Origin of the sequence: Bacillus tequilensis KCTC 13622 (assembly GCF_000507145.1) — a bacterium.
Taxonomy (GTDB): domain Bacteria; phylum Bacillota; class Bacilli; order Bacillales; family Bacillaceae; genus Bacillus; species Bacillus tequilensis.
On sequence record NZ_AYTO01000005.1, the window covers coordinates 46,627 to 59,755 of the forward strand.

14 protein-coding genes and 2 riboswitches are annotated in these 13,129 nt (G+C 43.5%); of the genes, 8 read left to right on the forward strand and 6 right to left on the reverse strand.

The genetic code is table 11. The annotated features are described in order from the left end of the window. Positions 1-53: 53 nt before the first annotated feature. Both V756_RS0101155 and V756_RS0101160 read left to right on the forward strand, forming a co-directional pair. Positions 54-902, forward strand: coding sequence for a glucosaminidase domain-containing protein (locus tag V756_RS0101155; RefSeq protein WP_024713031.1), 849 nt, complete (start codon positions 54-56; stop codon positions 900-902). Between the two features lie 106 nt (positions 903-1,008). Then, complete coding sequence (locus tag V756_RS0101160; protein ID WP_024713032.1) at positions 1,009-1,272, forward strand: YiaA/YiaB family inner membrane protein; 264 nt, start codon at positions 1,009-1,011, stop codon at positions 1,270-1,272. A 34-nt stretch (positions 1,273-1,306) separates the two neighbouring features. On the opposite strand, the gene ktrB is transcribed toward V756_RS0101160, so the two are convergent. The 4 genes from ktrB to gbsR form a co-directional block, all read right to left on the reverse strand. Continuing rightward, positions 1,307-2,644 (reverse strand): Ktr system potassium transporter KtrB, encoded by a 1,338-nt coding sequence (ktrB, locus tag V756_RS0101165; protein WP_024713033.1) that lies wholly within the window; start codon positions 2,642-2,644, stop codon positions 1,307-1,309. A 6-nt stretch (positions 2,645-2,650) separates the two neighbouring features. Then, positions 2,651-3,319 carry a potassium uptake protein KtrA gene (gene ktrA / locus V756_RS0101170; protein ID WP_024713034.1) on the reverse strand — a complete coding sequence of 223 codons (669 nt, stop codon included), beginning with the start codon at positions 3,317-3,319 and terminating at the stop codon, positions 2,651-2,653. A gap of 72 nt (positions 3,320-3,391) precedes the next feature. Then, positions 3,392-3,540, reverse strand: a riboswitch (cyclic di-AMP (ydaO/yuaA leader). A gap of 140 nt (positions 3,541-3,680) precedes the next feature. After that, the gene (bslA, locus tag V756_RS0101175; RefSeq protein ID WP_024713035.1) at positions 3,681-4,226 is read right to left on the reverse strand and encodes a biofilm surface layer hydrophobin BslA; all 546 of its coding nucleotides are present in this window, start codon (positions 4,224-4,226) and stop codon (positions 3,681-3,683) included. Positions 4,227-4,434: 208 nt separating this feature from the next. Beyond that, positions 4,435-4,977, reverse strand: a complete 543-nt coding sequence (gbsR, locus tag V756_RS0101180; RefSeq protein ID WP_024713036.1) for a transcriptional regulator GbsR — start codon at positions 4,975-4,977, stop codon at positions 4,435-4,437. Positions 4,978-5,175: 198 nt separating this feature from the next. Between gbsR and betB the strand changes: the two genes are divergently transcribed. The 3 genes from betB to V756_RS0101195 all read left to right on the forward strand — a co-directional run bounded on the left by betB (position 5,176) and on the right by V756_RS0101195 (position 8,538). Continuing rightward, positions 5,176-6,648: a betaine-aldehyde dehydrogenase gene (gene betB / locus V756_RS0101185; protein WP_024713037.1), complete on the forward strand. Its 1,473-nt coding sequence runs from the start codon at positions 5,176-5,178 to the stop codon at positions 6,646-6,648. A gap of 16 nt (positions 6,649-6,664) precedes the next feature. After that, positions 6,665-7,873 carry a choline dehydrogenase gene (gbsB, locus tag V756_RS0101190; RefSeq protein ID WP_024713038.1) on the forward strand — a complete coding sequence of 403 codons (1,209 nt, stop codon included), beginning with the start codon at positions 6,665-6,667 and terminating at the stop codon, positions 7,871-7,873. Positions 7,874-7,959: 86 nt separating this feature from the next. Continuing rightward, the gene (locus tag V756_RS0101195; RefSeq protein WP_024713039.1) at positions 7,960-8,538 is read left to right on the forward strand and encodes an MOSC domain-containing protein; all 579 of its coding nucleotides are present in this window, start codon (positions 7,960-7,962) and stop codon (positions 8,536-8,538) included. 5 nt (positions 8,539-8,543) lie between these two features. On the opposite strand, the gene V756_RS0101200 is transcribed toward V756_RS0101195, so the two are convergent. Beyond that, the gene (locus V756_RS0101200) at positions 8,544-9,032 is read right to left on the reverse strand and encodes a DinB family protein (RefSeq protein ID WP_024713040.1); all 489 of its coding nucleotides are present in this window, start codon (positions 9,030-9,032) and stop codon (positions 8,544-8,546) included. 168 nt (positions 9,033-9,200) lie between these two features. Between V756_RS0101200 and V756_RS0101205 the strand changes: the two genes are divergently transcribed. The 3 genes from V756_RS0101205 to V756_RS0101215 are packed head-to-tail and all read left to right on the forward strand — an operon-like array spanning position 9,201 to position 11,819. Next, the gene (locus tag V756_RS0101205) at positions 9,201-9,725 is read left to right on the forward strand and encodes an NfeD family membrane protein (protein WP_024713041.1); all 525 of its coding nucleotides are present in this window, start codon (positions 9,201-9,203) and stop codon (positions 9,723-9,725) included. A gap of 18 nt (positions 9,726-9,743) precedes the next feature. Continuing rightward, positions 9,744-11,273 (forward strand): flotillin lipid rafts scaffold protein FloT, encoded by a 1,530-nt coding sequence (floT, locus tag V756_RS0101210; RefSeq protein WP_024713042.1) that lies wholly within the window; start codon positions 9,744-9,746, stop codon positions 11,271-11,273. 24 nt (positions 11,274-11,297) lie between these two features. After that, on the forward strand, positions 11,298-11,819 hold the full coding sequence (locus tag V756_RS0101215) for a GNAT family N-acetyltransferase (protein WP_024713043.1): 522 nt from the start codon (positions 11,298-11,300) through the stop codon (positions 11,817-11,819). A gap of 39 nt (positions 11,820-11,858) precedes the next feature. Here V756_RS0101215 and thiT read toward each other — a convergent pair whose 3' ends face one another. Next, on the reverse strand, positions 11,859-12,437 hold the full coding sequence (gene thiT, locus V756_RS0101220; protein ID WP_024713044.1) for an energy-coupled thiamine transporter ThiT: 579 nt from the start codon (positions 12,435-12,437) through the stop codon (positions 11,859-11,861). A gap of 100 nt (positions 12,438-12,537) precedes the next feature. Continuing rightward, positions 12,538-12,639: riboswitch (TPP riboswitch) on the reverse strand. Between the last annotated feature and the right edge of the window lie 490 nt (positions 12,640-13,129).

Here is a 13,129-nt window from a genome sequence, read left to right on the forward strand (position 1 = left end):
TAAAAGGTAGATTCTTTTACATTCGTAATCTTTTAACTTGAAGGAAGGTTTTCATGGCTCGTAAAAAACTAAAAAAACGCAGACTCTTCATTACACTATTTTTCATCGTATCTATTCCGCTAGCCCTGTTTGTATTGGCGACAACTTTATCAAAACCGATTGAAACATCCAAAGAACCTGAAGAAGTTGATGAACAGCAAGTATTCATTGACAGCCTGTCAGGACATGCACAAATTTTGTATGAGAAATATCATGTTCTTCCCAGCATCACGATCGCTCAGGCTATTCTCGAATCTGACTGGGGGAACAGCGAGCTTGCTGCTAAAGCCAACAACCTCTTTGGTGTAAAAGGAAACTATAAAGGACATCACGTCACGATGGAAACAGACGAAGTGGAAAAAGGGAAGAGAAAAACCATTCGCGCAAAGTTTCGAAAATACAGCACGTTTTTTGAATCGATGGATGACCACGCCCAATTGTTTGTCCGCGGCACAACATGGAATAAAAAGAAGTATAAACCGGTGCTTGAGGCTGGAGATTATAAGGAAGCGGCAACTGCCTTGCAAACAGCAGGATATGCTACAGACCCTGACTACGCTGACAAAATTAGCGATATTGTGGAAAAATACGATTTAGCTGAGTACGATAAGGTAAATCTATCTCTCAAATCAGTGAATTTAAACGCCTCCATTAAAGACAGTGCCGTTCAAGACGTATGGTCCAAGCCTTCTACTGACGATCGGTCCATAAAGCTCGCTTCTGTCCAATCTTACGTCGGAAAAGACATAAAGGTCGTATCTAAAAAGCAGAAAGGCCAATCGGTATGGTACCAATTTCAAATCAATGATAAACTCATCGGCTGGATTGACGATTCTGCTGTTGAAATAAAGGAAGCAACCTAAACCCTTCTTACTGGTATTTTTAATTCTTTGTTCCATTCAGGGGAATTTGAGGTATAATATTCCACGGAAGTTATCACTTATTGACTATGTTTAGGAGGGGATAAAGATGCAGAAATATAGACGGAGAAACACGGTTGCCTTTACAGTATTGGCTTATTTCACTTTTTTTGCGGGAGTATTTTTGTTTAGTATCGGACTCTATAATGCTGATAACCTGGCACTCAATGAAAAAGGCTATTACATTGCAGTTATGATACTTGTAGCAGTCGGTGCGATTCTTACACAAAAAGTGACCCGTGATAACGCAGAAGATAACGAAATGATCGCGGAACAGGAAAAAAGACAGAATCAATCTCATATCGAATCATAAAAAATCCGGCGCCTGCGCGCCGGATTTTTTCATTTCACCCTGTAAACACCTCGCCGTCAGGGTAACGGATATTTGATTTCTCTGTTTTCGCGAATGAAAACACGAACGTCAAAGGACCAATTCTTCCAATGAACATGATGATGATAATGATGCATTTTCCCGCTGTTGTCAGTTCAGGAGTAAGGCCCATCGTAAGTCCAACAGTTCCAAAAGCGGAAAAGGTTTCAAACACAACTTGAATAAATGGCGCTTTTTCTGTGATCGTCAGGGCGAATATTCCTAAAAACACGATGAACAAACTGGTGACGCTCACGGCTAAAGCTTTAATGATAATTGGATATTTGATGGAGCGACGGAAAATAACCGTTTCTTTTTTACCTCGCAAATAAGCGATAACAGACGTTAAAATCACGATGAACGTAGTCAGCTTAATGCCGCTCGCCGTTGAGGCGCTGCCAGCTCCGATAAACATCAATAATAAAATAAATACAATGGTTCCTTCTCGCATACTTCCGAAATCGAGGGAATTGAAGCCCGCGGTTCTCGGGGTCACTGCCTGAAAATAGGAAGCCCACAGTTTATCTGCTAGATGCAGGTGGCCGAGGGTGCCGGGGTTGCTGTACTCTAATATAAAAATCACAAGCATCGCAATCGCATTCAGAATCAACGTTCCTGTCAGCATGAGCTTTGTATGTAAAGAAAAGGTTTTAAATCGCCGATTTTTCAAAATGTCATACAGAACCGTAAATCCGATGCCTCCTGTGATAAATAAGAACGTAATCACAAGATTTACGGTAGGGTCCCCAACGTAGCTCATCAAATTATCCGGCCACAACGAAAACCCGGCATTGTTAAAAGCAGATATGGCGTGAAACAGACTGGCAAACAAGCCGGCCGCCCAGCCATACTGGGGTATAAGCCTGATGGATAAAATGAGTGCTGCCATCAATTCAATGCTGATGGAAAACAGAAACAGGACTTTGACAAGTCGTATGACGCCGCCGATTGTCGGCTGGTTTAAGGCTTCCTGAACCAGCATTCGTTCTTTTAATCCGATTTTTTTCCCTAATATCATCACGATCAAAACAGCGAAAGTCATAAAGCCAAGCCCGCCGACCTGAATCAGCCCCATGATAACCGTTTGCCCGAATACCGTAAATTGAGTGCCTGTATCGACAACAGCAAGTCCTGTAACGGTGGTAGCAGAAGCCGCCGTAAAAAGGGCATCTATCCATGACAATGGCTTTGTTGTGGAAATCGGAAGCATCAAGAGCGCAGACCCGATCATAATCGTAAGGAAAAAACCGATTGCAAGCACTTGAGGCGGTGTCAACCGAACCCATTTGATGACTTTATCCTTTTGAAGTGTCACCTTTGTCTACATCCCTTCGTTTTCAAAACGCTTAATATCCTTTTTATGCCCCATGATCACAAGGCAATCCTGTTCGTGAATGGTGTCTTCAGGTGCGGGAGAAAGACGGATATCTCCATGATGTTTAATAGCCAGGATCGTGCAGCCGTACTTCGCTCTTACATCCAAATCAACAATCGATTTTGAATCAAGCTTGCGTGTTGCCAGCAGTTCAACAATACTGTAATCATCTGATAAATCAATGTAATTCAAAACATTCTCGTCAGAAAGACTGTGTGCGATTTTGACGCCCATATCCTTTTCAGGATGAATGATGCGGTCAGCGCCGATCTTTTCAAGCACCTTGTGATGATAATAGTTTTGAGCTTTTACCCAAATATTCGGAATGTCCAATTCCTTCAATAATAGCGTAGTCAAGGTGCTCGCTTGAATATTCGCTCCGATGGCAACAATCACATATTCAAAATTGCGTATTCCTAACGAAAGCAATTCGTTTTCTTCGGTGGCGTTGGCAATCACCGCATGTGTCGCATAAGAAGCGTATGCATTTACCTTTTCCTCGTTGATATCAATCGCAAGGACCTCATGGCCCATTCTGTGCAGCTCTTTGCAAATGCTTCCGCCAAACCGGCCCAGACCGATCACGGCAAATTGCTTATTTTTTATTCTTCCCAATGTTCATAACTCCCTTAGTAAAGTAACGTTTTTGAACCCAAAAAGACCATTTCGAAGAATGGCCGCTAATAGACCTCCTCTCTGCATACGCCTACGAGGTTAGCTGTCGGATTAGGGATTCAGAGTACCCCTTCTTACTAAGTAAGATTCACCCCAAGGCTGGTAAAAAAACAGCCAATCGTTGGTTCCCCCGTTCGTGTTTGATTAAGCGATAAAAGAGACTGTATGAAATTGAACACTCAAGAATTTACTCCTGTTTCTAGTGTTTGTCAATTTAAATTTTAAACCGGAAAGAAGACACTGGGAATAGAGGAAAAAGGGGGAAAACGCAAAAAAGACCGGCGTTAACCGGTCTTTCAGATTATTTGGAGTCGCATGGCTGAGTCGGAGGAGTGCTGCGTTTAGCGACGTCAATGCTGGCTTCTGCGTAAAATCTATCTCCGACGCTCAATGATCTATTCTCCGCACGGAAAGTATATGTACCAGCGGCAGGAAGTGTTTTGTTATTCAGTCTTAATTTGAACTCACCAGCTCCTAACAAATCAAGTGCCAAAGGAATTCTTACTGTTTTGCCGTTATTGAGGATCTGTGTTGTACGCAAAGCATGTCCGTTCATTGTGTCTTTTGTATTTGCAGTAAATCCGCTTGGCAATGTAAATTCCATCACACCAAGGCTCAGAAGCGTGTTTGGACGATACGTCAATTCGATATCTGAGAAAGACCATTCCGTTTTGCTGGCCCCTGTGATAGTTGCAAACAACGAAGCTGTTGCCTGTGTTTTCATCGTTGATTCAGTATGAGCTTTAGTTGCTGTGGATTCAGCCGCAAAAGAAGCTGTAGGCGCAGAAACGAGTAAACCAAGACTTAATGCGCTGATTGCCAAAGAAGATAATAATTTGCGTTTCATAATAAATTCCCCCTAATTAAGTTGATAAAAATACACAGGCCTGCCGTTTTTCACCTCCCCCTTAAACGGCCAAATACAAATTTTACCTACATAAAAATTATCATCATTTTTTTTGGGAGTAAATGGTATGTTTTTCCCGTATTTTTCAAATTTTTAATAATTTCATATAAAAGAACAAAAAACGCCCGGTTTCCCAGGCGTTTTCTGTTTACTTTGTTTCGATCGGTATAAACTTAAAAATTTCTCCGCTTTGCACCGCATCAGCGAGCCGCTTCAGCCAGTCATAGTAAGCTTTAGAGCTTTCCAGCTGTTCGAATAGCTGCAACGCTTCATTTTTAATGTCCTCATTAAGACCTTCCTTGTTTAAAACGTCTTGTAAATCAGCCTGAGCTTCCTCAATTGCTGCTACATTCACTTGAACTTCCCGCTCCCATTTAGGCGGAAAGAAATTCGTGAAAAATTTGAAGAAATCTTTTTCAGCGACAAATGTATGCTTGCGGATGCCCCGGTGAAATGTTTTTTTCACTACATTTAAGTCTTGAAGCTTTTTGACGCCTGTGCTCATGCTTGGTTTGCTCATTTGCAATTCCTCACGCATTTCGTCAAGCGTCATCTCATCTCTCATATACATCGTTCCATATAAAATCCCGACACTGCGGGTGATTCCGTAAAGATCCATCGTTTCAGCAATGGAGTCGATAACAAGATCGCGTGCCTGTTCTATAGCTGCAAATTCTGGACTTTCATCCATACTGACCCTCTTTTCCTTTAGAAAGTTAAATTCGTTAAGTTATTTCTTTATGTTCTTTATCTTAACGAAACATAAGGAAAAGTCAAAAAGAAAAAACAAAAAGGGGCTTTGACAGTTTAAAATTCGTATGTTAGATTAAGGTTGTTAAAAACGTTAAATTTTTATTTAACAAACTTTATTTACGTCAAGGAGGCTTATATGAGTCAAACATTATACATTGACGGAGAATGGATCAGTGCCGAAAAAGGACAGATCCGCACCATTATCAATCCATTTAATCAAGAAGAAATTGCAGCAGTAAGCGAAGGAGGGCGAGAGGACGCCATCAAGGCAATCGCAGCCGCGCGCAGAGCATTTGATAAAGGGGAGTGGTCATCGCTATCCGGGCTTGAACGCGGAAACATTGTTCTGAAAATTGCGGAATTAATCAGGCGTGATCTTGATGAGCTGGCTGAGCTTGAATCCCTTGATACGGGAAAAACACTCGAAGAAAGCAAGGCCGATATGAATGATATCGCCAATGTTTTTCAATATTACGCCGGATTGGCAGATAAAGATGGCGGAGAGATCATTTCATCTCCGATCCCTGATTCAGAAAGCAAAATCATCAGAGAGCCAATTGGGGTGTGCGGCCAGATCACTCCGTGGAATTATCCGCTCCTGCAAGCAAGCTGGAAAATCGCACCCGCACTTGCTGCAGGTAATACGATTGTTATGAAACCGAGTGAGATCACGCCGCTGACGACAATTAAGGTCTTTAAGCTGATGGAAGAAGCCGGTGTTCCAAAAGGTGTCGCGAATCTTGTCCTTGGACCGGGAGCCACAGTAGGCGATGAGCTTGCCGTAAATAAAGACGTCGATTTGATTTCGTTTACGGGCGGAATTGAAACAGGCAAAAACATCATGCGTGCGGCAAGCGGAAACGTCAAAAAAATCGCGCTTGAATTGGGAGGCAAAAATCCAAATATCGTTTTTAGGGACGCGGATTTAGAAGTCGCGGTCGATCAGGCATTAAACGCTGTATTCTTCCACGCCGGCCAAGTGTGCTCTACCGGTTCCCGCTTGCTTGTTGAAGAAGCCGTTCACGATCAGTTTCTAGCAGAGCTTGTCAAACGGACGAAACGCATTAAACTCGGAAATGGTTTTCACGCCGAGACAGAAAGCGGCCCGCTTATTTCAGCGGAGCACAGGGCAAAGGTCGAAAAATATGTAGAGATTGGAATAGAAGAAGGGGCCAAGCTGGAGACAGGAGGCAAACGTCCGGAGGACCCTGAGCTGCAAAACGGCTTTTTCTATGAACCTACTATTTTCTCAAACTGCAAATCTGATATGAGAATCGTTCAGGAAGAGATTTTCGGCCCTGTATTGACAGTCGAAACCTTCAGCTCTGAAGAAGAGGTCATCGCGCTTGCGAACGATACCATCTATGGCTTGGCTGGAGCGGTATGGTCAAAAGATATTGAGAAGTGTGAACGTGTAGCAGCCCGTTTGAGAATGGGCACAGTCTGGATTAACGATTTCCATCCTTACTTCGCACAGGCGCCGTGGGGCGGCTATAAGCAATCCGGATTCGGACGCGAGCTTGGAAAAATAGGCCTTGAAGAATACACAGAAGTCAAGCACGTGTATCGCAATACAAAACCGGCAGCGGTTAATTGGTTCAATTCATAAGAGGGGGAGATTGATGATGACATTAAATATGAAAGTAGAAAGCATGCACAAATTCCACACATTTGAAATTCCAACTGTGATTAAGCACGGAATCGGGGCTGTCAAGCATACGGGTGAAGAAGTAGCTGCGCTGGGCGTGTCAAAGGCGCTCCTTGTCACAGACCCTGGGATTTATAAAGCCGGTGTCGCTGATCCTGTTATTGAGTCGCTAAAAGAAGCGGGCATTGAAGTAGTGCTCTTTCATAAAGTAGAGCCAAACCCGCCCGTCCGTCTGGTGAATGAAGGGTCTGAGCTATACAAAAAAGAGAACTGTAATGGTTTAGTGGCAGTCGGAGGCGGAAGCTCCATGGATACAGCAAAAGCAATCGGAGTAGAAGCGACTCACGAAGGAAGCGTGCTTGATTATGAAGCTGCAGATGGGAAAAAACCGCTGGAAAATCGTATTCCTCCGCTGACGACAATTCCGACAACGGCCGGAACAGGATCAGAAGTCACTCAATGGGCGGTTATCACAGATGAAGCAAGGGAATTCAAATTCAACACGGGCGGCTCGCTGATCGCGGCGCACCTGACCATCATTGATCCTGAGCTTCATATTTCAATGCCTCCGCATGTAACGGCCATGACAGGAATCGATGCGCTTGCTCATGCCATTGAGTGCTATACAATGAAATTTGCACAGCCAATCACGGATGCAGTTGCCTTGATGGCGATTGAATATGCCGCTCATTACATTAAAAGAGCATTTGCTGACGGAGAGGATCTGGAAGCAAGATACGGAATGGCGCAGGCTGCGATGCTTGCCGGTCTTTCTTACGGCAGTGAATCAGCGGGCGCCGCTCATGCGATGAGCCAAACGCTTGGCGGTATCATTCCAGTTGCTCACGGTCAATGTGTGGCCGCGATGATGGGCCCTGTCATGGAGTATAACTGGAAGGGCTATCCTGAGAAATTTGCACGCATTGCAAAAGCATTCGGAATTGATACAAGCAAGATGACAACAGAAGAAGCTGCGAAAGCATCTGTCAATTGGATGTATGACCTTGTCGAAGACTTAGAAGTACCGACTTTAGAAGAGCAGGGAGTCTCACCTGATATGATCGAACGCTTGTCAAAAGAAGCGATGAAAGATCCGCAAACCTTTGGAAACCCTAGAGATTTAAATGAAAAAGCATATCATTGGATCTACAAGCGCTGCTTTAACCTGATACCGAAAACAGTATAACTACATGTCCCGCTCCTTTACAGAGCGGGCTTTTTTTTAGATAATGAAGCACAGATGGAAATTTCAGAGAAAGAAGGTGCCGGCTGATGTGGAAGCGCATGAGTGCAAAAACGGAAGGACTATATATCGCAGATACAGAAAGTTTCGTAACAAAGCAAATGGACAAGCTTGATTTTGATTATGGCGGCATCCCTGGCGACTTGCATTTTGGCCTGACAAAAAAAGCGGGAGCCAGAGAACCGATGTTTTCTAGAGGGACAGAAATTTTCAACCGAAGACAAATTTCAATTGTATCAGCAGAGGAATGCGACGAAATGGCTTTAAAAATGGGAGTGCCGAGCATTTTCCCGGAGTGGCTCGGCGCGAATGTAGCAGTCAGCGGCATACCTGATTTCACTTCATTAAAAGAAGGAAGCCGGCTCATTTTTCCTAGCGGAGCCGCATTGCTGTGTGAGGGAGAAAATGATCCGTGTATCCAGCCGGGAGAAGTCATTCAGTCCTATTATCCGGACAAGCCGAAGCTGGCACCTGCTTTCGTCCGCCATGCATTGGGCATGAGAGGGATTGTCTGTATTGTTGAGAGACCTGGTGCTGTTTACGCAGGTGATGAAGTCGAAGTTTATTCCTATCAGCGGAAAGTCAAACGAAAAGCAGAAAGGGTCTGATCAAATCAGGCCCTTTCTACCTTTTCTTTAATTTCTTTTATCTGGCTGAGATGCCGTTTTTCATGATGGCCGATAAAATCGATCCACTGCTTGACAGTCAGCTCTTGAAACACAGGATGCGGAAGCACTCTTTCAAAATCCTCTTCTTTCAGAGAGGCAATTACAGCTGTCAGCTGCTCTCTTACTACATCGAGCTCGCGTTTCATTTGGCTGCTTGAAATAAAATCATGCGCAGGCTCAAGATGACTCGGGGCTTTCCGTTTATTATTTCTGTTTTGCGCTGCCTCAAGCGATTTTTCTTCAATTTCTTTAATCGGAGCTTCCTTTACACGTTCCTTCAGCATTTGTTGTGCGGTCATATCGATTTTTTTCAAATGGTCAAGAACTTCCCGAATACTCCATTCCTCAGCAGAAGGCTTTTGATTCAGCTTTTCATCAGAAAGTCCTTTGATTTCGTTCCACGTTTCTAATCTGGCTTCATTAAAGATACTCATCATATCTCCTCCTAAAATGACATTACCATATATATAGGCAATTATCATTCATCAAGCACTTCAAAATAGGTTATTTGTCTTAAAATTTCGAAACCTTTTCGGCAGTGTCTCGTATAAATGGTAACGGCAGCCGTTCATCAATGCATTGATGAAGAAAGGATGAGGAAATTGGAGTTACTTGGAGTTCCTATACAAACGATTTATCTTTATGTGCTGATTATTGCTGGCAGTCTTACGCTGTTATTTTTGTTTTTCGGAGATGTATTTGCAGGGCTGTCAGAAGGCATTCCGTTTCTTAATCCTACATTAGTGCTTGCATTTTTCACATGTTTTTCGGCAGGCGGATACATAGGCGAGCTCGTATTGCCGCTGTCCAGCCTGTTAATAGCGCTTTTCTCTTGCATCCTTTCGATCATGCTGGTGGTATTGCTTCACCTCTTTGTCCTGGTGCCATTATCATCCGCTGAAGAATCATTGGCTTATAAAGAAGATGATCTAAGAGGCAGGGTCGGTAAAGTGATTACAGCTGTTCCTGTTGACGGGTTTGGTGAAGTGGTCATTGAAGGGATAGGCGGAACCATCTCGAAGTCAGCGATCAGCTTTGAAAATCAACAGATCGGTTATGGCACAAGAGTGCTAGTCGTAGATGTCAAAAACGGAGTTCTTTCGGTTATTCCGCATGAACCCATCTAAATCAAGGAGGAATGTAATATGACAATGCCGATTATAATTGTCATCGGAGTTGTATTCTTTTTATTAATTGCACTAATAGCTGTGTTTATTACAAAGTATCGTACGGCAGGGCCTGATGAAGCCTTAATCGTAACCGGGAGCTATTTGGGCAATAAAAATGTTCACGTCGATGAAGGCGGCAACCGTCTTAAAATCGTCCGCGGCGGAGGAACCTTTGTCCTTCCCGTCTTTCAGCAGGCAGAGCCGCTAAGCCTTTTATCAAGCAAACTTGATGTTTCGACACCTGAAGTCTATACAGAACAAGGAGTGCCTGTAATGGCCGATGGAACTGCGATTATTAAAATCGGCGGTTCTATAGGAGAAATTGCTACAGCGGCCGAGCAATTTTTAGGAAAATCAAAAGACGACCGTGAGCAGGAAGCGCGGGAGGTTTTAGAAGGCCACCTTCGTTCCATTCTCGGCTCCATGACAGTAGAAGAAATCTATAAAAACAGAGAAAAGTTCTCTCAAGAGGTGCAGCGTGTCGCTTCACAGGATCTCGCAAAAATGGGACTTGTGATTGTCTCCTTTACCATTAAAGATGTCCGTGATAAAAACGGTTACCTTGAATCATTAGGAAAACCGAGAATTGCCCAAGTAAAACGTGATGCTGATATCGCAACAGCTGAGGCTGATAAAGAGACCCGAATAAAGCGGGCGGAAGCCGCTAAAGATGCAAAAAAATCAGAACTTGAACGGGCGACGGAAATTGCCGAAGCTGAAAAAATCAATCAGCTCAAAATGGCTGAATACCGCAGAGAACAAGATACGGCAAAAGCGAATGCTGACCAGGCTTATGATTTAGAGACTGCCAGAGCTCGCCAGCAGGTCACAGAGCAGGAAATGCAGGTTAAAATTATCGAACGCCAAAAACAAATTGAACTAGAAGAAAAAGAAATTCTCCGCCGTGAACGTCAATACGACTCAGAAGTGAAGAAAAAAGCCGACGCAGACCGTTATTCTGTTGAGCAGTCAGCAGCAGCTGAGAAAGCCAAACAGCTCGCGGAAGCCGATGCCAAGAAGTACAGTATAGAAGCAATGGCGCAAGCTGAGGCCGAAAAAGTCAGAATTGACGGACTGGCAAATGCAGAAGCTGAAAAAGCGAAAGGGGAAACAGAAGCTGAGGTAATCCGCCTAAAAGGTCTTGCGGAAGCGGAAGCCAAAGAGAAAATTGCCAATGCCTTTGAACAGTACGGGCAGGCGGCGATTTTCGATATGATCGTAAAAATGCTTCCGGAATACGCGAAACAAGCAGCTGCTCCTCTTTCAAATATTGATAAAATCACCGTGGTTGATACAGGAGGAAGCGGTGAATCAAGCGGTGCCAACAAAGTAACAAGCTATGCGACGAACTTAATGTCAAGCCTGCAAGAAAGCTTAAAAGCCTCGTCGGGAATTGACGTAAAAGAAATGATGGAGAACTTTTCAGGAAAAGGAAACGTAAAACAAAGCATTAATGAATTAACAAATGAAATCAAAGAAGCTAAAACAGCCCCAAAATCAGAGTAATGAGTAAGGGAAGGAGAGAAGCGGGTGGTAGCTGTACGTGAAGCGAAGGTAGAGGATATAAAGGACATTGCAAAAGTGCATGTAGACAGCTGGAGGACAACATACCGCGAAATGATCCCGGCTGATTATTTAAACAGTCTGAACTACAAGGATTTTGAAGACAAATGGAAAAGGCGCTCGTTAAAGGGTGTATTTGTCGCTCAGGATGAAAAGGGTTCGATATTCGGCTTTGCTTCATTTGGACCTATCCGCTCTGAACAAGAAGGTTACGACGGCGAGCTATACGCAATTTATCTTCTGGAAGAGTGCCAGCGGCAAGGTGCAGGCAGGGCGCTCTTAATAAAAGGAGCAGAATTTTTGCTTCATCATGGCTTTTCGAGCATGTTTGTATGGGTCATTGAGCAGAACCCCTCGATAATATTTTATCAGTCCTATTCACCTGAAAGAGTAGCGGAGGACAGCATTGATATCGGCGGAGTAAGAATGAAAGAAGTGGGCCTTGGCTGGCCGGATCTTTCTGCTTTGAAAACAGTTCTCAAAAGATAACAAAAACCCCCCAGCGGACTGCGCTGGGGGGATTCGCTTTTAAGTTTTGTCAGTTTTGAGCAAACGTGGTGCGGTTAAAAACAATAAACAAAGGACAATTGCACAAATGATGAAAGAAGGGACCATATAAGTAGCATTATAAGTTAAAGAATAAATCCATACCGGCGTTCCTTCTGGAGCGTAGCTGCCGAAAAACACCGCCCCTGAAATGACATGCGCGGCATAACGCAGGAAACTGCCGATAAAAACTGCACCGATCACTGAAACAATTAATTTCCCTTTTGTTTTGGATACAGCAGCTTTACGGACAGAAGAAGCGAAACAGCCGCTTACGCCGATAGCTGAGAACGCGATAATATAATCTAACAGCAGCTGTATAGGATGTTGTGGGAATAAGTTTCCGATCGCTATTTGTACCAGACCTGTCAATAAACCGGTAGTAAGGCCTGCTTTGACACCCCAGCGAAACGAAATCAAAAAGATGGGTATCATCATGATGGAGACCGAGCCTCCTTGAGGCATACTGAGAAACATTCCTGAAACGATGTCTAAAATAACAGCAGCCGCAGTCATAATGGCAATTTCAATAAGGCGAACCAGTTGCTTAGATTGATTCATAAAAATCCCCTTCCATTGATAGACAATCCAAAAGGACAACAAAAAAGCAGCACGCGGAAGGATGAGAAAAGTTCCACGCACTGCTTTACGAGCTGCAATTCATTTGACTTTGCCACATCCCTACGCCAGCGTTAACTAACAGGTTCAAAGGGTCAGAACGAAATCGCTCACTCTCAGCTTTAATGCTCCCCTTGTGGTCATCAGTATTCAGTTCGTTTCTACTATACAAGAAAAAGAAAAAAACAACAAGATTACATTATTGGTGTATATGTTCTTTTAAAATAGTTATATCTCATGACAAGGATTATAGTTTATTTGTTTTATAAATTTTTTTGCCAAAACTATTGCAAGAAATAAATACGGATGTTATAGTATTAAACGTCGCTGATGAACAGCAGACAAAACAAGAAGCTTCAAAAACAATTTAAAAAGTTGTTGACAAAAAAGAGGCTGAATGTTATATTAGTAAAGCTGCTTCGCTAGGTGGCAGTCATGATCTTTGAAAACTAAACAAGACAAAACGTACCTGTTAATTCATTTTTAAATAAATCGCACAGCGATGTGCGTAGTCAGTCAAACTAGGGCCTGCACGATGCAGGTCACACAGATGTCGTCGCAGGATGCGGCGAACTTAATCTGTGATCCATTTATCGGAGAGTTTGATCCTGGCTCAGGACGAACGCTGGCGGCGT

Coding starts and splice junctions, on each gene's coding strand:
- V756_RS0101155 (WP_024713031.1), top strand. CDS start 54: ATGGCTCGTAAAAAACTAAAAAAACGCAGACTCTTCATTACACTATTT.
- V756_RS0101160 (WP_024713032.1), top strand. CDS start 1,009: ATGCAGAAATATAGACGGAGAAACACGGTTGCCTTTACAGTATTGGCT.
- bslA (WP_024713035.1), bottom strand. CDS start 4,226: ATGAAACGCAAATTATTATCTTCTTTGGCAATCAGCGCATTAAGTCTT.
- gbsR (WP_024713036.1), bottom strand. CDS start 4,977: ATGGATGAAAGTCCAGAATTTGCAGCTATAGAACAGGCACGCGATCTT.
- betB (WP_024713037.1), top strand. CDS start 5,176: ATGAGTCAAACATTATACATTGACGGAGAATGGATCAGTGCCGAAAAA.
- gbsB (WP_024713038.1), top strand. CDS start 6,665: ATGACATTAAATATGAAAGTAGAAAGCATGCACAAATTCCACACATTT.
- V756_RS0101195 (WP_024713039.1), top strand. CDS start 7,960: ATGTGGAAGCGCATGAGTGCAAAAACGGAAGGACTATATATCGCAGAT.
- V756_RS0101200 (WP_024713040.1), bottom strand. CDS start 9,032: ATGAGTATCTTTAATGAAGCCAGATTAGAAACGTGGAACGAAATCAAA.
- floT (WP_024713042.1), top strand. CDS start 9,744: ATGACAATGCCGATTATAATTGTCATCGGAGTTGTATTCTTTTTATTA.
- thiT (WP_024713044.1), bottom strand. CDS start 12,437: ATGAATCAATCTAAGCAACTGGTTCGCCTTATTGAAATTGCCATTATG.